This is a genomic window from Paenibacillus sonchi (genome assembly GCF_016772475.1).
In the GTDB taxonomy this organism is placed as follows: domain Bacteria; phylum Bacillota; class Bacilli; order Paenibacillales; family Paenibacillaceae; genus Paenibacillus_AQ; species Paenibacillus_AQ sonchi.
The window spans coordinates 3,185,451-3,205,466 of sequence record NZ_CP068595.1; the positions used below are offsets into that span (position 1 = coordinate 3,185,451).

General features: G+C 48.0%; 16 protein-coding genes and 3 pseudogenes. 13 read left to right on the top strand and 6 right to left on the bottom strand.

What is annotated here, in order from left to right; genetic code table 11:
* Positions 1 to 194: 194 nt before the first annotated feature.
* The gene (locus JI735_RS14445) at positions 195 to 1,496 is read right to left on the bottom strand and encodes an ammonium transporter (protein WP_269847001.1); all 1,302 of its coding nucleotides are present in this window, start codon (positions 1,494 to 1,496) and stop codon (positions 195 to 197) included.
* A 2-nt stretch (positions 1,497 to 1,498) separates the two neighbouring features.
* On the bottom strand, positions 1,499 to 1,906 hold the full coding sequence (locus tag JI735_RS14450) for a hypothetical protein (protein WP_039835290.1): 408 nt from the start codon (positions 1,904 to 1,906) through the stop codon (positions 1,499 to 1,501).
* A gap of 377 nt (positions 1,907 to 2,283) precedes the next feature.
* Here JI735_RS14450 and JI735_RS14455 point away from each other — a divergent pair, with 377 nt between their 5' ends.
* Positions 2,284 to 2,796, top strand: coding sequence for a hypothetical protein (locus tag JI735_RS14455; protein WP_051051745.1), 513 nt, complete (start codon positions 2,284 to 2,286; stop codon positions 2,794 to 2,796).
* Between the two features lie 220 nt (positions 2,797 to 3,016).
* Positions 3,017 to 4,003, top strand: a complete 987-nt coding sequence (locus JI735_RS14460; protein WP_051051746.1) for a hypothetical protein — start codon at positions 3,017 to 3,019, stop codon at positions 4,001 to 4,003.
* A 30-nt stretch (positions 4,004 to 4,033) separates the two neighbouring features.
* Here the strand turns inward: JI735_RS14460 and JI735_RS37815 are convergent, their stop codons facing one another.
* Positions 4,034 to 4,246: a GHKL domain-containing protein gene (locus JI735_RS37815; protein ID WP_083886651.1), complete on the bottom strand. Its 213-nt coding sequence runs from the start codon at positions 4,244 to 4,246 to the stop codon at positions 4,034 to 4,036.
* A 156-nt stretch (positions 4,247 to 4,402) separates the two neighbouring features.
* Here JI735_RS37815 and msrA point away from each other — a divergent pair, with 156 nt between their 5' ends.
* Together msrA and JI735_RS14475 are read left to right on the top strand one after the other, a co-directional pair.
* Positions 4,403 to 5,374 (top strand): peptide-methionine (S)-S-oxide reductase MsrA, encoded by a 972-nt coding sequence (msrA, locus tag JI735_RS14470; RefSeq protein ID WP_039835291.1) that lies wholly within the window; start codon positions 4,403 to 4,405, stop codon positions 5,372 to 5,374.
* A gap of 2 nt (positions 5,375 to 5,376) precedes the next feature.
* On the top strand, positions 5,377 to 5,973 hold the full coding sequence (locus JI735_RS14475; protein ID WP_039835292.1) for a Crp/Fnr family transcriptional regulator: 597 nt from the start codon (positions 5,377 to 5,379) through the stop codon (positions 5,971 to 5,973).
* On the opposite strand, the gene JI735_RS14480 is transcribed toward JI735_RS14475, so the two are convergent.
* A complete protein-coding gene (locus tag JI735_RS14480) occupies positions 5,930 to 6,637 on the bottom strand; it encodes a DUF4386 domain-containing protein (protein WP_233181852.1) in 708 nt (235 codons plus the stop codon). The genes JI735_RS14475 and JI735_RS14480 overlap by 44 nt on opposite strands.
* A gap of 157 nt (positions 6,638 to 6,794) precedes the next feature.
* Between JI735_RS14480 and JI735_RS14485 the strand changes: the two genes are divergently transcribed.
* Together JI735_RS14485 and JI735_RS14490 are read left to right on the top strand one after the other, a co-directional pair.
* Positions 6,795 to 7,766, top strand: coding sequence for a helix-turn-helix transcriptional regulator (locus JI735_RS14485; RefSeq protein ID WP_039835297.1), 972 nt, complete (start codon positions 6,795 to 6,797; stop codon positions 7,764 to 7,766).
* Between the two features lie 104 nt (positions 7,767 to 7,870).
* Positions 7,871 to 8,389, top strand: a complete 519-nt coding sequence (locus tag JI735_RS14490) for a DinB family protein (RefSeq protein ID WP_202677507.1) — start codon at positions 7,871 to 7,873, stop codon at positions 8,387 to 8,389.
* Between the two features lie 669 nt (positions 8,390 to 9,058).
* Here JI735_RS14490 and JI735_RS14495 read toward each other — a convergent pair.
* Complete coding sequence (locus JI735_RS14495; RefSeq protein ID WP_039835300.1) at positions 9,059 to 10,480, bottom strand: MDR family MFS transporter; 1,422 nt, start codon at positions 10,478 to 10,480, stop codon at positions 9,059 to 9,061.
* A gap of 75 nt (positions 10,481 to 10,555) precedes the next feature.
* Positions 10,556 to 10,795: a hypothetical protein gene (locus tag JI735_RS14500; protein ID WP_039835301.1), complete on the bottom strand. Its 240-nt coding sequence runs from the start codon at positions 10,793 to 10,795 to the stop codon at positions 10,556 to 10,558.
* A gap of 380 nt (positions 10,796 to 11,175) precedes the next feature.
* On the opposite strand from JI735_RS14500, the gene JI735_RS14505 reads away from it, so the two are divergent.
* The 7 genes and pseudogenes from JI735_RS14505 to JI735_RS14530 all read left to right on the top strand — a co-directional run bounded on the left by JI735_RS14505 (position 11,176) and on the right by JI735_RS14530 (position 19,923).
* Positions 11,176 to 11,586 carry a YjdF family protein gene (locus tag JI735_RS14505; protein ID WP_039835302.1) on the top strand — a complete coding sequence of 137 codons (411 nt, stop codon included), beginning with the start codon at positions 11,176 to 11,178 and terminating at the stop codon, positions 11,584 to 11,586.
* Between the two features lie 507 nt (positions 11,587 to 12,093).
* Positions 12,094 to 14,374 (top strand): annotated as a pseudogene (locus JI735_RS14510) (cellulase family glycosylhydrolase); the annotation flags it as partial.
* A 144-nt stretch (positions 14,375 to 14,518) separates the two neighbouring features.
* Positions 14,519 to 15,757 (top strand): annotated as a pseudogene (locus JI735_RS37820) (hypothetical protein); the annotation flags it as partial.
* Between the two features lie 284 nt (positions 15,758 to 16,041).
* Positions 16,042 to 18,451: pseudogene (gene helD, locus JI735_RS14515) on the top strand (RNA polymerase recycling motor HelD).
* Between the two features lie 109 nt (positions 18,452 to 18,560).
* Positions 18,561 to 19,043, top strand: a complete 483-nt coding sequence (locus tag JI735_RS14520; protein ID WP_039835303.1) for a GyrI-like domain-containing protein — start codon at positions 18,561 to 18,563, stop codon at positions 19,041 to 19,043.
* A gap of 192 nt (positions 19,044 to 19,235) precedes the next feature.
* Positions 19,236 to 19,604 carry a type II toxin-antitoxin system RelE/ParE family toxin gene (locus tag JI735_RS14525; RefSeq protein WP_039835304.1) on the top strand — a complete coding sequence of 123 codons (369 nt, stop codon included), beginning with the start codon at positions 19,236 to 19,238 and terminating at the stop codon, positions 19,602 to 19,604.
* Between the two features lie 4 nt (positions 19,605 to 19,608).
* Positions 19,609 to 19,923 carry a helix-turn-helix transcriptional regulator gene (locus JI735_RS14530; RefSeq protein ID WP_051051749.1) on the top strand — a complete coding sequence of 105 codons (315 nt, stop codon included), beginning with the start codon at positions 19,609 to 19,611 and terminating at the stop codon, positions 19,921 to 19,923.
* The last annotated feature ends 93 nt before the right edge of the window (positions 19,924 to 20,016 follow it).

Below are 20,016 nucleotides of genomic sequence, written 5' to 3' on the forward strand. Positions count from 1 at the left end.
AAGAGGTCTCACATCAGTTCTCCGAACTTGTGTGAGGCCTCTTGTTCAATACTGGCAAGAGCCAACTCCCCTAGAGGTGTATGGGGGATAGGCCTTGAACCAAACAACGCCCTTTCACATTCCTATTAGGATGCGAAAAGGCGTTGTTTGTGTTCTCCTTGCAAAGGGAGCCTGGTTCAGATGAACGGTGTCCCTTATCTTCTTGAGTTATTACCGGAGCCAATGTCGTCTTCCGCCAGGTAGTGATCTTCAAGCTCAATGAATTCGGCTGACCGGTGCGCGGCGATCATGCCGTGATAGCTGATATCGAGGCCGATTTCTTCCTCTTCCTCGCTGGACCGTACCTGAACCAGCTTCCCAATCAGCTTCAGCCCGCACCAGGTAGTTGCAAAACCCCAGGCCGCCAATGTGACAAGCCCAAGGATTTGCACCCCGAGTTGGTGCCAGCCTCCACCATAGAGCAGTCCGCCGTCGGTAGCGAACAAGCCTACGGCTACGGTTCCCCAGGCGCCAGATACGGCATGTACCGGAAAGGCACCCACCGGATCATCGATGCGGCGGGCTTCCAGCCAGTTGGTAGCCGCCATCATGAGCAGACCGGAGACGGCGCCAATCAGGATGGCCGCACCGTCACTGACAAACGCACAGCCGGCCGTAATACCAACCAGACCGGCGAGAGAACCGTTAATTACGGATGGGGCATCTGAACGCTGGTAACGGAATAAGGTGTAGATCAGGGTGATTCCGCCGCCTGCTGCCGCTGACAGCATGGTCGTAATCGCGATGTGTCCGATCCGGGCATCGGCAGCACTTAAGGTGCTGCCTGCATTGAAGCCGAACCAGCCGAACCAGAGCAGGAAGGCGCCAACCGAAGCCAGCGGCAGGTTGCTCGGGAGGGCGACGGTGCTGTTCCCGGCCTGATTGAACTTTCCCTTTCTGGGGCCGATGACAATAGCCGCTGCCAGTGCCGAGAATCCTCCAAGGGCATGAATAACGGCTGAACCTGCGAAGTCCTGCAGACCCAATTGGCTAAGCCAGCCGCCGCCCCATGCCCAGTGGCCACCCAGGGGATAGATCAGGCCGGTCATGAATATGACGTACAGCAGATAAGCGCGGAAGTTGATCCGTTCAGCAACCGCTCCCGATACGATGGAGATAACGGCAATGGTGAAAGCCGCCTGGAACAGCCAGAAGGTATCAACCGAGATGGTGAAATGAAGATTGGAGAGATCACCGCCAAGCATAAATCCGCTGGTGCCTACCAACCCGCCGGCATCTTTTCCGTACATCAGCCCAAATCCGAAAATATAAAAAATCAGCGTTCCTATAGTGATATCGGCGAATACTTTCATGATAATGTTCACACTGTTTTTATATCTTACAAAACCGGCCTCCAGCAGAGCGAAACCGCCCTCCATCAGCAAAATCATAGCGGCGCTCAATACGACCCAAATCGTATCTACTCCACCGCCAAGAGACTCCAGCGTCACATTCATTTCTATAATGCCTCCATGCCCTTAATGAATTTAATCTCTCTTATGATTTCAGGTGACAGCGGGATCTCTTCCGTTACGGGATGAGTGCCGAGCAGCAGCAGGACCTGATCCAATTCCTGTATGTTTCTTTTAATGCTGTCTATTTGTTTGAACCGGTCTTTTACATGGACTATATATTCTACGGCTGTGTGATGGCTCGCCGGATGCCCTGCAAACCATTTGCGGATAGGGGAGAGGGATTGGTACATGGCCTCTTCTGCCCGCCTTTTTTGTTCATATTTGTTGATTTTATCCTTAATCCCCTCAATTTCTTCCTCTTTTCTGGCCTTGAGGCGCTCAATGAGGTGTCTTATCTCCTCTGTAGACAGACGATAAACAACATTATGGTAAACTTCATCCACAATAATCATGTCAGATCTCCTTACATGAAAAGTCATAGACTGATTATATGGACAATGTAAATACAAGTCAATAGGTTTTTATGTGGCGATTTATCATCCAACTACGGTTTGGGCGGTGACCCCATAATCTGCGCAGGGCTAAAGGCATGATCGGCGTGCTGATAAGATGGCGGTTATAAACGACGATCACATCAAATTTCCTGATGAATCTGTTCTTGGAGAAATACAAAAATTTCTAAATAAATACTTGATATACCAAAAAAACAATTATATAGTATTAATGTGGACTTTAAGAATGGGATTGAATATAATCGTGAAATATTTCACAATGATAATTCCGTACATACGAAGGAATTCTTATTCTATCTAACAAAGGGGATGGTTCTGTGAACCATGGATTAATAATTTTATTACTAATAATATCAATAGGGTGTAGTGGATGTACGAGTACTAATGAAAGTCATGATTTAACAATAACTATTGGAGATGAGAGCATTGATTTCGTTTCCTCAGACTATACCAAGGACAATAATTCAGAAAATGATAAGACGATTTTCGAATTTGCCTTAAAACAAGATAATTTAACAGACATAAAATATATAAAACTTAATACTAAAATAACTTTAGACTTTGGGAATAACCCACCCGACAATGTTGCTATCAAAGACATATTGTTGGATTCAAACGGGCATTTTTTATACTCTGATAAATTGTCTTCCGATATTTCGTTAACAAACGAAGGTCATAAATTTTTCTTTTTATTAAAAAAGAATCCTGCATCTCTATTGAGTTCGAAATTCGATAACAAAAAGGTGGATATTAGAGGATTTGAAATTACGGCGACTTGGGGACAAAACGAAGAGAGATATGCTTTTGTAATAAAAGCTGATGCGTATTGATTGAATAGAAGTGTGTGTAAACGATTACAAACAGGTATAGACGGAAAATAATATATGCTCAAATCATGTTGGGGGGTGGTTAATGTGAAGGATTAAATTCCTTGCTGAACCTCAGAAAAGTGTTAACGTTGCAAGTTCAACATGGTGGTGCAAGAACTCTTAATTAGGAGTAGTTATTTAAGGATGTTAATGTAAACTATAAAATGAAGGGATGAGGATAATGAAAAAGAATTTACTAACTTCGATATCATTGTGTTTTTCTTTGATCTTCTGTTTAGCGTTACCGGCAGCTTTTGCTGATTCAACAAGTGCTGTAGATGAAACCACAAATGTTCAATATTCAATAACTAATTCATATGAATACGTTGTAAAACCCAATACTGATGAATGGAAGAAGTTTACGTCTACTGAGGAGAAAGTTAACGCCTCTCAAATTCCACAAACTATTTTAAATAAGATGACCACAAAAGCATTAGTGGAAACAGTATTGAAATATCCATTACTAGCAAATATGTTTGCTTTTAATACTAAGCAAGAAGGTTTCAATGCAATTTATAGTAATTTCAACGGTTTACAAGAATTAACAAAGAGAACAGATGCCATATCCGAACTAGAGCAATACCAGGATAAGATAGGTTACTTAGAAACAACAGATAATACAATAATCGCTCAAGGACTTTACGTTAAAGCTTTACTTGAAGCTCTTGGTTCTAATAGCCTTATTGGATCAAATAGTGATATTACTCCATACTATACTAACAGTTCTGTAACAACACCTAATGGTACTAGTGTGTCCACATATAAAGGGCTGACTTGGGCTGATCATGGACTTACGGCGACAGAGGCATCGGCATTACAAGCTCAAATGGTAAAGGCGTATCCTAATGCAACAGTTGTGAGTTCTCAGAATCCTAGTTATAATTGTCATTCATATGCATGGTATTCAACAAGTTCCACTAATACTCATTGGATGAATAGTGCAAGTGCGTATAGGACAGATGGTAGTTATACCAGTGGAACGGGTGCAGTCGGAAGTAAAGTAGATTATGGGGCAGGAGACCACTCGGGCATTGTAACTTATGTTGGAGGAGGATCGGGCCCGAATGTGAAAGTCAAATCAAAGTGGGGAATATACGGAGTATTTACACATAATATTGTTGACTGCCCATATACGATAGGCTCTTATTCTTGTACTTTTTGGAATTAATTATAAAGGAGCCAGAATGGCGAAGTCGTTTTAACTTGTCCCAATTAAAAACCTTCTACAAGTTCGTTTCAACTTGTAGAAGGTTTTTCTTGCCCTGAAGAAATGATGGTCGTATGAAATATCCAACAGGCCATTCAACTCTGCTATGGTTTTTTTAATGTTTTTGAGTCCGATGCCATGCGCCTTGTGATTGGACTTCGTCGACCGGAAAATTTTCCGGGATACGGGATATATGTAGAGCACTCGAAGGTTATTCTGCTGTCAGGTACAAGTGACTACGTCCGGGCGGTGCTTATTCCGGCTATTATAATCATAGTTTGTCTGACAGCTGCCCTGCTTTCTTTGGAAAAAAGAGATATTCATATATAATAGGGACAATTCACAGAGGAGGTGTTCCGGTTGAACGAAAAGAACAGAACGGAGCTTGCCACCTTTGCGGGCGGCTGCTTTTGGTGTATGGTCAAGCCTTTTGACGAGCTGCCGGGAATTGTCTCTGTGGTGTCCGGGTATACGGGCGGCCATACGGAGAATCCGACCTACGAGGAAGTGGGGATGGAAACGACGGGGCATGTGGAGGCTGTGCAGATTACGTATGAGCCTGAGCTGTTCCCGTATGAGCGGCTGCTGGACATTTATTGGCAGTTGATTGATCCGACCGACAAAGGCGGACAATTTCTGGACCGGGGGTATTCCTACCGGACGGCAATTTTTGTGCATAATGAAGAACAGCGTGCGAAGGCGGAGGCGTCTAAGGCAGCTCTACAGGCCAGCCGAAGATTTAAGGCCCCGATTGTGACGGAGATTCTTCCTGCCGCCCCATTCTACTCTGCTGAAGCGCTGCATCAGGATTATTATAAAACCCATCCTTTGGATTATAAGCTCTATCTGAAAGGCTCGGGCCGGGACGAATTTCTGGAGCAGCACTGGAACAGCCCTGAGGATCAAAAACGCCTGCGGAACCAGCTGACCCGGCTGCAGTATGAGGTCACGCAGCATAAGGCATCGGAGCCGCCATATGAGAATGCGTATTGGAATGAATTCCATGCCGGCATTTATGTCGATGTAATCAGCGGCGACCCGCTGTTCAGCTCAGCGGACAAGTTCGACTCCGCTACCGGGTGGCCCAGCTTCACCGGGCCGATAGCCGAGGGACTGATCCGGCGGGAAGCCGACTACAGCGGCGGAGAGGTGCGGACTGCGCTGCGCAGCAGACTGAGCGGAGCCTATCTCGGTCATTTGTTCTTCGATGGGCCGGAGCCGGCGAAGCAGCACTACCGGGTCAATTCCGCCGCGCTGCGGTTCATCCCGAAGGAGGAACTGGAGGCGAACGGGCTGGGGCGGTATGTGGAGAAAGTGGTGGAAGGTAACTGAACATGAAGCAGCTTTTACTCCAATATATGACCCGGCTGACCTCCTTGAGCGAAGCAGAGCAGCAAGCGATTCTGGATGAAATTCTTGTCGAAGAATACAGCAAAGGAACCACTCTGCTTAAGCAGGGCGAGGTTCCTGGTAAATGCTATTTTGTCCTGAAGGGATGTGTGCGGCAGCATGCAGTTGACGTTATGGGCCGGGACATCACCTCCAACTTCTATACCGAAGAGCAGGCGATCTCTATCTTCAATGCGCATAAGCCGGATAAATCGTCGGATTACACCCTGACCTGTCTGGAGGATTGCGTATTGGTCGTCGGGCCGCTGGATACCGAAAAGGAGATGTACGCCAAATACACGCAGCTTGAAACCATGACGCGCCGGATGATTGAGGAAAGCTTCGGTCAGGTGCAGGAAGAGTTCGCTGCTTTTATTGCCTCTTCTCCCGAAGACCGCCTGAAAACGCTGCTTCACAAAAGACCCGGACTGATCAGCCGAGTCCCTCAGCATCAGTTGGCAAGCTACCTTGGCATGACGCCGGAGTCGCTGAGCCGGATTAAGAAGCGGATTCACCGCGAGCGCGCGGAGCCGGGACTTTGAACAACAGCCATAGGCCAAAGCCCAGCTCCCCTGCGGTCATCGGCAGCATAAAGACCCGTTCAATGACTTCTATGAATCCCTCATACTCCGGAACAAGGGTGCGGCACAGATGGATCACCATATAACCGGCTGCAGCCAGCAGCAATAGAACACTAATGGTTTTCGGGATATTTCCCGATTGGAAGGCCAGCACGCCCACAATCAGCAGATGCCCCCCAAACAGAATCAACCCGATCGACCACACCGCTTCAAAAGCCCGGAGAAAAAGCATCATCTCCGCCTGCAGCTCCCCGGAGGTGAAGCCGGCAAGCACCTGGCCTCTGCTGTCTGTAAGGAGCGAGACAGCAGCCAGACTGGAGACGGCAACACCCAATACCGCCGTATACGATAGACGCAGCCATGCGCCCAGCAGGGACAGGTCCGGCTGCACAGGCTTCAGAACCGTATATAATGCCCATGCTGCAACGGTGTCACAGGCCAAGATCAGAAGCCATCCCAGGATTTCACCCCTGAACAGCAGGGGAGAAGACTGCAGGTTGCCGAAGGTAGCGGCTGGGTCTCCCCTCACCACAAGACTTCCATGAGCATATCCATACGAAAACGCGGCGGCCACCGCCATCAGAACAATTGAAACTCCCCCAGTTCGTGCCACTGCAGCAGACATTAACATTACCCCCTTGTGGATTGTGGTTTCATTGTACTAAGGAGGTGCGGGAGGGGCATTGACTTAAGTCAAGGGAGGCAGGTGAAGGTTTATGTGTTAACATGATTATGCAATATCTAAATCAGTTTTATTTTCGTGAGGAAGAGGGGGGCTCCTGATGGCAAAATGGGATAACATGCTGTCCATGCTTTGGATGCTGCGATCCGGGAGGAAGCTCACCGCCGCGCAGATCGCGGACAGTCTGGAGATCAGCGTCCGCACCGTGTACCGGTATATCGACGCATTATGCGCCAGCGGCGTGCCGGTCGTCGCGGAATCAGGCCACGACGGCGGCATCCGCATTCTGGACAGCTTTAAGGAGGCGCCCTTGTTCTTCAACTCCGTAGAGTTGAAAGCGCTTGTGGACGCATTTAAATTTGCGCAAGGTGCTGGCTATCCGTATACGGAGGAACTGGAAGGCGCATTGAAAAAGGTGGAGAACGGGCTGCACGAAGAGCAGCGCTGCGATCTGTCGAGTCAGACAAGCGGCCTGGATGTGATTTCTCCGGCGCGCCCGCCTTCCATCGTTCTGTTGTTACGGGACCTGGAGCAGGCGGCGAGGGACGGGCGAACGGTCCGCATCGTCTATCGCAAAGCAAATGCGAAGCAGGCCGATGAACGTGAAGTTGATCCGTACGGATTGGCTTACGACCGAAACGACTGGTACGCTGTCACGTTCTGCCACCGGTCGCAGGCGGTGCGGACGTTCCGCGTCGACCGCATCGTGCGGCTGGAGCCGACCGAGGAGCGGTTCGAAAAGCCGGAGCGTTTCTCCGCGTCGGCCTATTTTCGCAACCAGTCCGAGCAGGAACGGGAGGCGGACGGACCGCTGATAGTCATCCGCGTTGAGGGAGAGCCAGATACGTTGAATGCGGTGTGCGGCCATTGGCACCTGCGCCACTATTTGACGGAACGGACCGATCGGGAGGCGCGGTTCCTGCTCGACGTCCCGACGATGAACAAGTACCTTCCGCAGTATCTGATGACGTTCGGCACGGCCATCCACATACGCGAGCCGCTTGAACTGAAGCGCAAGATCCGGGAAATGGCATACACAATCGCACAACATTACGAAGACGATTCCGGTTGAACTTTTTGCTGACAACGGTTGTCAGTGAACCCGGTATACGATAGAGACAAGGCTGCGGCAGCCGCAGCCAAACAACGATGAATACAGGAAAGGTGGATTCCTAAATGCTTCAACACCCGCATCAATTGTACGAATATCATGTTTGGGCGAATGACCGGTTATTCACTCACCTGGAGCAGCTTCCGGAGGAAGTGTTCCATGCAAATGTAACGAGCGTGTTCCCGTCCGTGTCGCAAACGTTTGGGCACATGTACATGTACGAACAGCTCTATATGTCTGTGCTCGCGGAAGTTCCGAACGAGAATATTTTTCCGAGAATCCCGGACTGGACAGAGGAAGCGCAGGGCAAAACAGTGGACGAGATGCGGCGGCTGTTCGCCAGCGTCGCCGAACAGTTCCGCGATTTGCTGCGGCGTACGCCCGACTTGGACAAGGCGATGACGATTGAGCATCCGAGGTATGGTAGTCTCGATACGCATTTCTCCGAAATTCTGCGGCATGTGGTCAACCACGGGACCTATCACCGGGGCAATGTGACCGCGATGCTGAGGCAGCAAGGGCATACTGGGGTCCCGACCGATTATATGTTCTATTTGGTAGAGCGGCGGGACGGCCAGCCGTAAACGGGGCAGAGCTAACGGCGGCACCTTTCACCCGGTGCCGCTGATCAAGCTCCGTCACCTCGAGCTGTTGATACGCGACTGAAAGACATCCGGCATTTCCGTGATGAACTGCAAACCGGGAAGGCGTCCTCTTAGACATTTATGCTTCAATCTGTGCTATATATAAGATGAACTTAAAAAATTCATAAAAGGGAAGAAGTGCGGAGGGGAAGTTTGGAATTGGAAGAGCGAATGCGTCCGCCTTTGTCACCGGATTTCAACCGCTAAAAGCGGTTCATATCAAGAAATCTGGGGACAACAGCGGCTGGAAGTCCAAACATTCCCCGCAGTGACGACCATGCCCCACAATGTAAAACTAAAGTTCAACTTATATAGATTGAACTAAAAAATCTTATGAAAGAGCTAGTCATCCTTAGTTGGAAAAAGTACCACTAATCGATCTGATTCGGCTCATGAAGTAGCTTATGTGGGAAAAAGTACCACTAATTCGCCTGAAAGCGGTCGTATAGGGGAAAAGGCATGAATTAGGTGTACAAAATCCCACTAAAACCTTCTGTAGCCCGGATTTCAGCGAATTAGTTTTCCTTTTTCCACTTAGCATAGTTCCTTATGAGTCTCATTACGTTCCCAAGCTTTCAAGTTCTCCAGTTCAACTTCTATAGGAATGAATCAACTATGTTCAGGTGGCTTTTTTATAAACCAGCCCAGCACCAAAATAAGTACTGCAAGAATAAATTCAATCCAAAAAACCGTTTGCAGACCGGAAATCATGCTTTGTGTCTTCTCATGCACCGCAGTAGGATTGAGCGAATGGTGAAGATAACGATTGGCTCCGGACGACATGATGCCGACGAACAAAGCGATGCCAATTCCACCTGCAACCTGTTGAAGGGTATTATATATGGCTGTGCCATGTGGGACCAGGTGACGTGGAAGCTGATTCAATCCTGCCGTCTGAGCCGGCATGACGACGAACGACATGCCTAAGAATAAGAGGACATGATTGAACAGAACAGAGCCTTGTGTTGTATCACTGTCGATTCCGGCAAACAGCCTCAACGATATAGCAATCAGGAACAGTCCGGGCACAATGACGAGTCTCGGCCCGAATTTATCGAATAATTTGCCCGACACCGGCATCAGCATCCCGTTCAAGAGGCTGCCCGGCATTAGAAGTAAGCCTGTTGCGAATGCTGTCAGCTTCAGGACATCCTGCATATAGAGCGGCAGCAATGTTGTTGTGGCGAATAGGACCATCATCAGAAATACAATCAATACCGCAACCAGAGAAAAAGTGGGTTGACGGAATACGGACAGATCAAGCAACGGCTCTTTAATCTTAAGCTGGCGCCATACAAGCAGGAGCAGGAAAAGGCTGCCTATTGCAATCGCCCCGTAACCTTCAGGCCCAAACGAGACACTTGTGTGGCTGAAGCCGTAGGTGACGCAGCCGAAACCGGCAGTTGACATCACAATGGATACAAGATCGACCTTTGGTTTGGTCACTTCTGTCACATTCTTCAAGTACATGAATGCATAAATAATCGCAAACAGGGCGAACGGAATCACCATGTAGAACAGCCACCGCCAGTTAAAGGTATCGATAATCAAACCGGACAAAGCCGGTCCGATGACAGGCGCGACCATGACGACCAGCCCCATAAGCCCCATGGCGGCACCCCGGCGTTCTGGAGGATAGAGGGCGAGAATCGTATTCATCATGAGCGGGACCAATAATCCTGTCCCGCAAGCCTGAATAACCCGGCCTGTCAGCAAGATTCCGAACCCCGGCGCTGCTGCACACAAACAGGTGCCGGCCACGAACAACGCCATCGCAGACATGAACATCTGGCGGGTCGTGAACCATTGCTGCAGTAAGGCGGTCACAGGCACCAGCACGCCGATAACGAGCATATAACCCGTCGATAACCACTGTATAGTCGCGGCGGTACGCCCGAATTCCCGCATCAATCCAGGAAGTGCATTGGCAAGCAAATTTTCGTTCAGAAACGCAACAAACGCACCGATGAGCAGCGCAGTTAGCATCTGCCCTCTCTTTATTCCGCCCGCCTCTTGAATCTGTTTGTTCATCTTCTGCCTCCCGAATATTTATAGCGTTCCGTTCGTTGTTTGTATAACCAACATCCCTCTGATCGACCTGACAAATTATCCTACACCATCACTTTCTAACAAGGAATAAAAATTATCGCGGTCTTCGTCATCGAATTTGCCAAGTGTCCGTACCCTGACAAATTCATGTCCGCCATACATGTCTATTTCCTCGCCATACCTATTGTAGAGCGCGATCATGTTGCCCTCCTGATTCAACTCCATGTACCCGTAACATTTTATTTCAGGTTCATTACCATAGAGGAGAATAAATCTTATTTTGTCGATGCTGTTCATGCTGCACCTCCTTTTCTGTCTTTTGCAGCCTAAGAAAATATTACGTGAAACCGGATGAATTGGAAAAAGCGATACTGCTCTTCATTCCCGGAAATTCATTTATATTTCGAAAGCCTATGGGGGAACTCCCGCTTTGTCGTTCATTCACACATTATCTCTTGACAAGATGAGATTTGGGGAATAATATAACGTGCCGGTCAACTCTATATGGTTTAGATTTACATCCGTCCCCTAGGCGTCTATAATTTTCTCTGAAACGAGAAAACACAGCCTGGTTGGTAGTCCAGGCGCATGCATGGCTCTGTATCCCCAGAACGGCATGTCAGTAACCTTCCCCCCTCGGGATGTCCGTCGTTTCGATTCAATTGAGGGGGGTGAATATGAAGCTTACAGTTTATCATGATGGTCAGTATTGGGTCGGAGTCCTGGAGGATCAGGACCAAGGGAAGTTGAAAGCAGTCAGGTACATTTTTGGTGCAGAGCCTAAGGACGAGGAGATTCTACAGTTCATTCGTAACAAGGTGCCGGAGCTTATCAGCAGACTCTCGGAGGAAGTGGCCATAAAGCCGTCTGAAGTGAAAAAGGTCAGCCCCAAGCGGCTTGCAAGGCAGGCAACTAATGAAGTACGGAGAAAAGGCGTTTCTTCCTATGCTCAAGAGGCTCTTAAGCTGGAGTATGAGAAAAGAAAGCAGGAGAGACGCACCGGTTCGAAACAGCAATTGGAAGCAGCATTGGCACGTAAACGGGAATTAAAGGTGCTAAAGGCCAAAGAAAAACATCGAGGCCGCTAGCAGAGCCTGCTTATGTTGTAAACAAAGGGCACCCATCCGGGTGCCTTTTGACTTAGCATTCATTTCCTGGGTTGATACATTTCGTGCCGTGTAAGTTCGTTTTCAATTATTCACCCATCATTTGAATATATACTTTACGGGTAACAGCTACCTCAACTTGTTTTGAGAAAATGCCGTGTCCATTACCTAGATGTATTGGGTCAATCACTGATAAAAAAATTATTTTTGTGTTATTGAAACCATTGACAGTTATGATAACAAAGTAATATTCTGTAATCGTTAGAAGGTTATTGGATAGATAACCTCCTAACAAATGATGTAGTGGCCTAACCGGTTATTGCGGGAACCGCTAGATCATTCCCCCTTGAGCGCTCTTCTGATCCACATAAAAAAGAGAGCGCTTTCATTTGCGAATAATGAGGAAGGAGGAAGACATTTTTATTATCCAAAGCATGGCCTATTCATTAACGGGAGGGATGTTGTTTGAAGAAAATTTTAGCTTTTATTATGATGTTTGGTTTGCTTATCGGGATGGTACCGCCAATGGAGGCAAGTGCAGCAGCCAACATCGCAGCTAACAAAACTGCAACAGCAAGCTCAAGTGAGGATTCAACTAAAACACCGGATAAGGCTATTGATGGAAACGCTTCAACAAGGTGGTCCTCCAATTATTCCGATCCCCAGTGGATCAGCATTGATCTTGGGAGCGTAAACAATGTGAATGGCGTGATGCTGAACTGGGAGGTTGCCTTCGGTAAAGCGTACCAGATTCAGGTATCCACGGATAACAGCAAATGGACTACGGTTTACTCCACTACAACAGGAGACGGCGGGATTGATAATATTTCATTTGCAGCAACAAGTGCAAGATATGTAAGGATGTATGGAACACACAGGGCAACGGAATACGGGTATTCTCTCTGGGATTTTGAAGTGTATTCGGACAGCGGACCGGTGGATCATGGAATTATTTCCGGTGCAGTTTATAAGCTTACAGCACTGCATAGCGGCAAAAGCCTGGATGTGGCAGGAGGTTCTGCTTCAGACGGAGCTAACGTGCAGCAGTGGACGGACAATGGGAACGCCCAGCAGAAGTGGAAGGTCATTGACGTTGGCAATGGATTCTATACATTGATCGCTCAATCCAGCGGCAAGGCATTGGATGCCGCTGGCCCCTCAACTGCAGATGGAGCCAATGTGCAGCAGTGGACGGATAACGGTGCGGTCACACAGCAGTGGAAAATAACCGGTGCAGGCGGGGGATATTACAAGTTAATCTCCAAAAGCAGCGGCAAAGCATTGGATGTGGCAGGAGGCTCAACCGCAGACGGAGCCAATGTCCAGCAGTGGACGGACAACGGAAATGCTCAACAGAGATGGAAATTTACGCAGATTACAACTACCGCAGACACCATACCCCCAACCCCGCCAACAGACCTTAAAAGCCCCTCAAAAACAGCAACAAGCATAAGCCTTACTTGGACAGCATCCACGGACAACGTGGGAGTAACAGGGTACGACATTTATAACGGAACAGCGCTGGCCGGGTCCAGCACAACAACAAGCTATACTGTAACCGGCTTGACGGCCAATACAGCATACAGTTTCACCGTAAAGGCGAAAGATGCAGCAATGAACATATCAGCGGCAAGTACGGCTCTGAGTGTAACCACCAGTGCAATTTCCACACATTCGGGATTTTATATTAACGGAAATACATTATATGATGCCAACGGAAAACCCTTTGTGATGAGAGGAATTAACCACGCTTACAACTGGTACAAGGGCCAGGAGTCTGTTGCCATTCCGGCAATAGCCAAAACGGGTGCTAACACCGTAAGAATTGTACTATCAGACGGCCAGCAATGGTCAAAAGACAGTTTGGCAGCCATACAAAATCTGATCACCCTGTGCGAACAGAACAAAATGGTGGCAGTTGTCGAAGTCCATGACGGGACCGGCTCTGATAGTGAAGCTGTGCTTAATAATATTGCAAATTACTGGATTGAAATGAAAAGTGCGCTCATCGGTAAAGAAAAAACCGTCATTCTCAACATCGCTAATGAGTGGTACGGCACATGGGATGGGGCAAACTGGGCCAAAGGATATACTTCTGTTATACCGAAGCTTAGAAATGCCGGGATTAAGAATACCATTATGGTTGACGGAGCAGGATGGGGGCAATATCCGCAATCCATCATTGATTATGGAACACAGGTTTTTAATGCGGACCCTCTGAAAAATACGATGTTCTCGATTCATATGTACGAATACGCAGGAGGAAACGCGGCAACAGTTAAGAGTAACATTGACAATGTATTAAATAAGAATCTGGCGCTGGTTATCGGTGAATTCGGAATAAAGCATACCAACGGTGATGTCGATGAAGCGACAATTATGAGTTATTCCCAGCAAAAAGGCGTCGGGTATCTGAGGATGGTCGTGGAAAGGAAACGGCACCGGGCTGGAGTATCTGGATATGTCAAACGATTGGGCAGGAACCAGCTATACTGAACAAGGGAATACCATCATCAACGGGCCGAACGGAATTAAAGCAACCTCGAAGCGGAGCACGGTATTTGAAGACACATCCGACAATCAGCCGCCGACCACACCTTCGAATTTGTCCGCCACCTCGCCAACATATTCTACAGTTGCGCTGACTTGGACGGGTTCAACAGACAATGTAGGTGTGGCGGGGTACAATATTTATCAGAACGGAACCTTGGTTCATATCAGCCCGACTACTAACTACACTGTGACAGGCCTCAAAGCAAGTACAACTTATGCATTTACTGTAAAAGCGGTTGATGCAGCCGGCAACCTGTCTGCCGCAAGCAATGCCGTGAGTATAAAAACCTCTGACAGCAGTGATAAAACAGCGCCTACAGCGCCGGCAGGACTTGTTGTGGTGCCTGCAATTACAACAGCCAATCTGACCTGGACCGCGTCAACTGACAACATTGGCGTTGCTGGCTACAACATTTATGTGGATGGAGTACTGCAAGGCACCAGTGCAACGACAAGCTATAGAGCATCCGGTTTGAAAGGTACAACAGCGTATACCTTTACCGTTAAGGCTTTTGATGATGCAGGCAATGAATCGGCCGCAAGCAATGCTGTTGAAATAACTACGGGCGATCCCGGCAATGTTCAAGTCATTGATCCGGGGATTATCGGCAATTACAGCACTTGGTATGTTGGAATTAATGGTACCGACAAACCGGCTGTGCCTACAGTTGCTCAACTGACTTACCTGGATAATGGCGGATTGAATATGAGCTTTAACCTGCAAACGGAGAACTATCCAAGTTTCCAGGTAGATCCGGCCCCTGTTGCGGATTGGAGCAGTTACAGTAATATGAATCTCATCATTTCCAATCCTAATGCAGCTGAGATACAGATCCAACCGATTGTCAAAGATGGTGACTGGAAATGGGTTGAATTGGGACAGTACATTAAAGTCCCTGCAAAAACTACAATGATCGCTACTGTACCTTTGACGGGTCTCACGAACAAAGATGTAAACCGTATTATTTTACGTGTACAAGGTGGAAGCGGAGGGTTAGCGGGCAGCCTTCAATTGCATACCATCAGTTTTGATCTGGAGCCGGCAGCGTATGCTTCGACGATCGCAGAGATGAACCGTCCCAAAACAGCCAGCTTCTATCCATGGGATCTTGTTGAATCCTCATACACTGGGAATGAATCCAGCGGATTGGATGGAGAAACCCTCTTTGTAAAATATAAATCTACGATAAGCGATACGATTGCAGCAGGTGTAGCTACAGAAACTAAGCCTGGTCTGGGGATCGGAGATGACTGGTCAAAGTATGCAAGCGTTTCCAGCACTCTGACTAATACCGGCACGAGTGCAATTCATGTTTCTTTGGTAGTCAGGACCGGAGGGGGCTGGGTATGGCAGGAGACAGGAGGCCAAACAGCAGCCGATCCTACAGTTGAAAGAATTATTGCTCCGGGTGAATCTGTCGATGTCGTCTATGCATTTCATTCCCCGATTTGGAAATCGGCAAAAACAAATTGGAGCAATAATGCCGGATTGGAAAATGCAATTGACGTAAGGGGAGTTCAATTCAAGGTATATGCCGGTTCAGGTGAAACCGTATCGGCTGGAACGCTCCGGATTACGAATTTTAAGTTGAATTTCTAAGAGCTAAAGAATACAAAGAAAATGGCGGCAGAGGGAGTAACTTCCCGGATGCCGCCATTTTTGGAATCAAAAAAACCTGGCAGAAATGCCAGGTTATTATAGGTAAAACCGTTGCAAACAAATAAGCATTGTGCTAAAGTTGAAGAACTGTCGATGTTTTTTTTGATTAAAACACAGATAACGCATTTTATCTACACCTTTATTGTAGCAGATGGAAATGCATTTTGTCAACAGTCCTTTTTTCTTTGCTAACTTCGTTTGAGAAGGAGTGTATTCAGGAGATGATGAACATGAATGAATGGCAGCAGGAGCAGCAGCGGCTGAATCTGGTTAAGGAAAAACTGACATCCGCGATCGTTGAACTGGAGCCCAAGATAGGCCAATTAAAGGATCAGGCGGCGGATATCCGCAAAAGATTCTGGGAAGAGGTTACGGTCAACACCAGCACGGACGAGGATTTCGAAGAAACCTTTTTCACGATTAATCAGCAATCCGCAGTGTTGTCCGAACGGGAACGCAGCCATAAACGGCTCGTGCAGCAGTGGAAAAATATGAACCGGCTGCTGCCCTCTCCTTATTTTGGACGCGTTGATTTTCTGGAAGATGGCCAGGGGATTACGGAGCAAGTGTATATCGGAGTGTCCTCCTTCGCCGATACGGATGGTCTGAGCTTTCTGGTATATGACTGGCGTACTCCAATTGCGAGTCTTTACTATGACTATCCTCCGGGCAAGGCAGCCTATGAAACGCCGGGAGGGCGCATCACGGGGACCATGAACCTGAAGCGTCAATACCAGATCCGTGACGGTCATCTCCAGCACATGTTCGATTCGAGTTTAACCATCGGCGACGAATTGCTCCAGCAGGTGCTCGGTGGAGGGGCAAATGCGCAAATGAAAAGCATCGTGGCGACGATTCAAAAAGAGCAGAACGCGATTATCCGCAACGATAGAAGCAAGATGCTCATTGTGCAGGGGGCAGCCGGAAGCGGGAAAACCTCTGCGGCGCTGCAGCGCGTAGCATACCTGCTGTATAAACACCGCGAAAGGCTCACGGCGGATCAGATTGTTCTCTTCTCGCCTAACCCCATGTTCAACAGCTACGTCTCTACAGTTCTTCCTGAGCTGGGGAAGAGAATATGCAGCAGACCACCTTCCAGGAATATCTGGAGTATTGGCTCGGATCAACGTTTCGCCTGGAGGACCCGTTCGATCAGATCGAATATGTGCTGACCGGACAGCAAGGACCAGAATATAAGGCCCGTATGAATGGAATTCAATATAAAGCGTCGGAAGCCTACCTTCAGGCACTCCGCAGGTATTCGGTGTGGCTGGAGCGGGAAGGCATGAGGTTTGTCAGCATCCGTTTCCGGGATCGTGTGTTGATCTCTGATGAGCAGATCAAAGCCAAATTCTACAGCTATGATGCTTCGATCCGCCTGGCCAACCGTATCACACTTGTCCAGAAATGGCTGCTGCAGGAGCTGGCCCGGCTGGAGAGGGTAGAGCAGGGAGCAGACTGGGTACAGGAGGAGCTTAACTATCTGGACGGGGAGCAGTACGCTGAAGTATTCAGTATGCTGCACAAAGACCGGGGGGTTTTTGACTTTGCCGAAAAATATGCCCGGATCGATGAAATAGTCCGCAACAAGCCCCGCCCGGACGAGGGTGATTTTGATTTTGCCGAGCGGGAGGAAGAGCTGCTGACCCGGATGATCGTGAAAGAGCAATTCCAACCCCTGAGACGGAATGTAAAACAATTCTCGTTTATAGATATGCTTGGGCTGTATGGCCAGCTGTTCAGCGATGAAGCTGCATACAGGGAAATGACAGATGAAGCTGAGGTGCCGGAGTGTTGGCCGGAAATCTGCGTGCATACCAAAGATAAGCTGAGCCGGAACGAACTGTTGTATGAAGATGCTACACCCTATCTGTATCTAAAAGAACTTGTCGAAGGTACCCGGACCAACACTCAGGTGCGGCATATATTCATCGATGAAGGTCAGGATTATTCGATGTTTCAGTATGAGTTTCTCAAAAGACTTTTTCCCGTGCACGGATGACCGTCCTCGGTGATTTCAGTCAGGCCATCTTTACACAGGCCACGAACCTGCACGGGATCGGTTCGCCGTTGGTCCGGCTCTATGGCGAGGAGGAGACCAGCCAGTTTCTTCTTGTCCGCAGTTACCGTTCTACCCGTGAAATTGTGGAGTTCACGAAGCCGCTTTTGCCGGGCGGAGAAACAATTGTACCTTTTGAGCGAAGCGGAAGGAAGCCCACCCTCACGAGGCTGGAGAGCAGCGGGCGACGGGTGGAGCGAATAGCGGCAGATATCGCGGCGCTTCAGGCTGAAGGCTATACATCCATCGCCGTGATTACGAAAACCGCTGCCGGGAGCACAGAAGCCTATGAGGCTCTGGCAGCCGGGGGGGTCAAAGAGCTGCGGCTGATCACAAAGAACACGCCTACTTTTGACAAGGGGATACTGGTCATTCCCGCGTATCTCGCTAAGGGGGTAGAATTTGATGCCGTGTTGATTTACGATGCCTCCTTGCAGTCCTATCACCGGGAGAACGAGCGCAAGCTCTTTTATACAGCATGTACACGGGCAATGCACCGGCTTCTGCTGTACACGACAGGGGAATGGACACCTTTCGTTCAGGCGGTAGACACATCTTTGTATGAGCTGGTGTAGCAGACAGTTCCCAGAGGCTACCTTAAGCTGGTATCGGCTGGACATCCGGAACATGACAGTAAGTTGTCTACTTTCTTATTGTACAATTCAGTGAAAAGGAGAGTGGATTATGAACACTTATACCGTTCACAAACAAAAGCTGATCATAACAGGAGTTGCTGTACGTACTACAAACGCAGAAGAGGCGGGACCGGAGGGGAGATTGCCCAAGCTGTGGGAAACTTATTTTCAGAGCAATCTCTTATCTGCGGCGGGAGGCGAAAATCCGCATTTCATTTACGCTGTGTACACGGATTATGAGAGCGACGCAAACGGAGCTTATACCGTTATAATTGGGCATGAATCAAGCGCTGAGCTGGTCCCGGATGACAAGAATCATGTCGTTGTGGCCGTCCCCGGGAGTAAATACAGGGTATTCACGACGAAAAAAGGGCCTGTGTATGAAGTGGTGGCACAAGCGTGGCGCGAGATTTGGGCCTATTTCGGGGAATCCACAGAGATGAGAGCCTACACAGGCGACTTTGAGCTGTATGATGCCAGAGACTTTGATCCAACAAACACAGAGCTGCAAATTTACATCGCTATAAAATAATGAGCTAAGGCGCCCAAAGCCGGGCGTCTTTTTATATGGATCGAAGTGAGAGAGAATTCCGATTTTTGAATTTGAGGTTTTTAGAAATTTTCTGTGACTTTACGCTAGGATAAACTTAATCTATTTTATGCGTTTTATGGTATAATATCTAGGTAATTGATGTATAATAACATTAAATGTAGGGGCAGCTGCGTGTATGAGATTGTTTTTTATGAAGATAAGAATGGTAATTCTGATGTTGAACAATTCATCGACGATCTGACAGCACAAGCGCCAAAAAATAAAAATGCGAGAATCCAATTAGACCAAATGGAAGTCGCTTTAGATCGGTTAGAACAATTAGGGCCGCTCGCAGGTTATAATTTTGTTGATAAACTTACGAAAGACATTTGGGAAATTACTCCGGGTGTTAATAGAGTCTTGTTATTTTTGTGGGATGGCAACAAATATGTTCTTCTCTCTCATTTTCGAAAAAAGACTGGGAAGACACCAAGAAGTGAGATCAAGAAGGCAGAACTTCGCAGGAAGGATTGGTTGGAACGCCAGGCAAAGGAGGAATGACGAAGTGAAGACGTGGAGAGCCAAGAAACAGGAAATCCATGAAAAGCTTGGATCAGAACGATCTGAAGTCCTAGAGATTACCGCACAGCTTATTAATTTAATTCATAAACGTCGTCTCGAGTTAGGTCTAACTCAGGAGCAGCTAGCGGCTAGGATCATCGAGCGTGGCGGCAATTTGCGCCAAGAACACATTGCCCGTATCGAAACTGGAGCAGTAGTACCACGGATCGATACGTTGGTTACCATAGCAAGAGCACTCGATCTTGATTTATTTAATCTAAAAGGAACAGAAGAAGCGGCCTCGAGAACTTACGCATGAATTTGTACTGAAGACTTACTTCAACGGCGGAGCGGCCAGCGGTAATACTTAAAATAAAACAGGACGTTTCCCTGGTATCTTACGGGGGCGTCC

What these genes read in the sequence shown, in the direction of transcription:
- JI735_RS14500 (WP_039835301.1), bottom strand. Translation starts at nt 10,795, where the DNA reads ATGAACAGCATCGACAAAATAAGATTTATTCTCCTCTATGGTAATGAA.
- JI735_RS14505 (WP_039835302.1), top strand. Translation starts at nt 11,176, where the DNA reads ATGAAGCTTACAGTTTATCATGATGGTCAGTATTGGGTCGGAGTCCTG.
- JI735_RS14485 (WP_039835297.1), top strand. Translation starts at nt 6,795, where the DNA reads ATGGCAAAATGGGATAACATGCTGTCCATGCTTTGGATGCTGCGATCC.
- JI735_RS14475 (WP_039835292.1), top strand. Translation starts at nt 5,377, where the DNA reads ATGAAGCAGCTTTTACTCCAATATATGACCCGGCTGACCTCCTTGAGC.
- JI735_RS14450 (WP_039835290.1), bottom strand. Translation starts at nt 1,906, where the DNA reads ATGATTATTGTGGATGAAGTTTACCATAATGTTGTTTATCGTCTGTCT.
- JI735_RS14520 (WP_039835303.1), top strand. Translation starts at nt 18,561, where the DNA reads ATGAACACTTATACCGTTCACAAACAAAAGCTGATCATAACAGGAGTT.
- JI735_RS14495 (WP_039835300.1), bottom strand. Translation starts at nt 10,480, where the DNA reads ATGAACAAACAGATTCAAGAGGCGGGCGGAATAAAGAGAGGGCAGATG.
- JI735_RS14490 (WP_202677507.1), top strand. Translation starts at nt 7,871, where the DNA reads ATGCTTCAACACCCGCATCAATTGTACGAATATCATGTTTGGGCGAAT.
- JI735_RS14460 (WP_051051746.1), top strand. Translation starts at nt 3,017, where the DNA reads ATGAAAAAGAATTTACTAACTTCGATATCATTGTGTTTTTCTTTGATC.
- JI735_RS14480 (WP_233181852.1), bottom strand. Translation starts at nt 6,637, where the DNA reads ATGTCTGCTGCAGTGGCACGAACTGGGGGAGTTTCAATTGTTCTGATG.
- JI735_RS14445 (WP_269847001.1), bottom strand. Translation starts at nt 1,496, where the DNA reads ATGAATGTGACGCTGGAGTCTCTTGGCGGTGGAGTAGATACGATTTGG.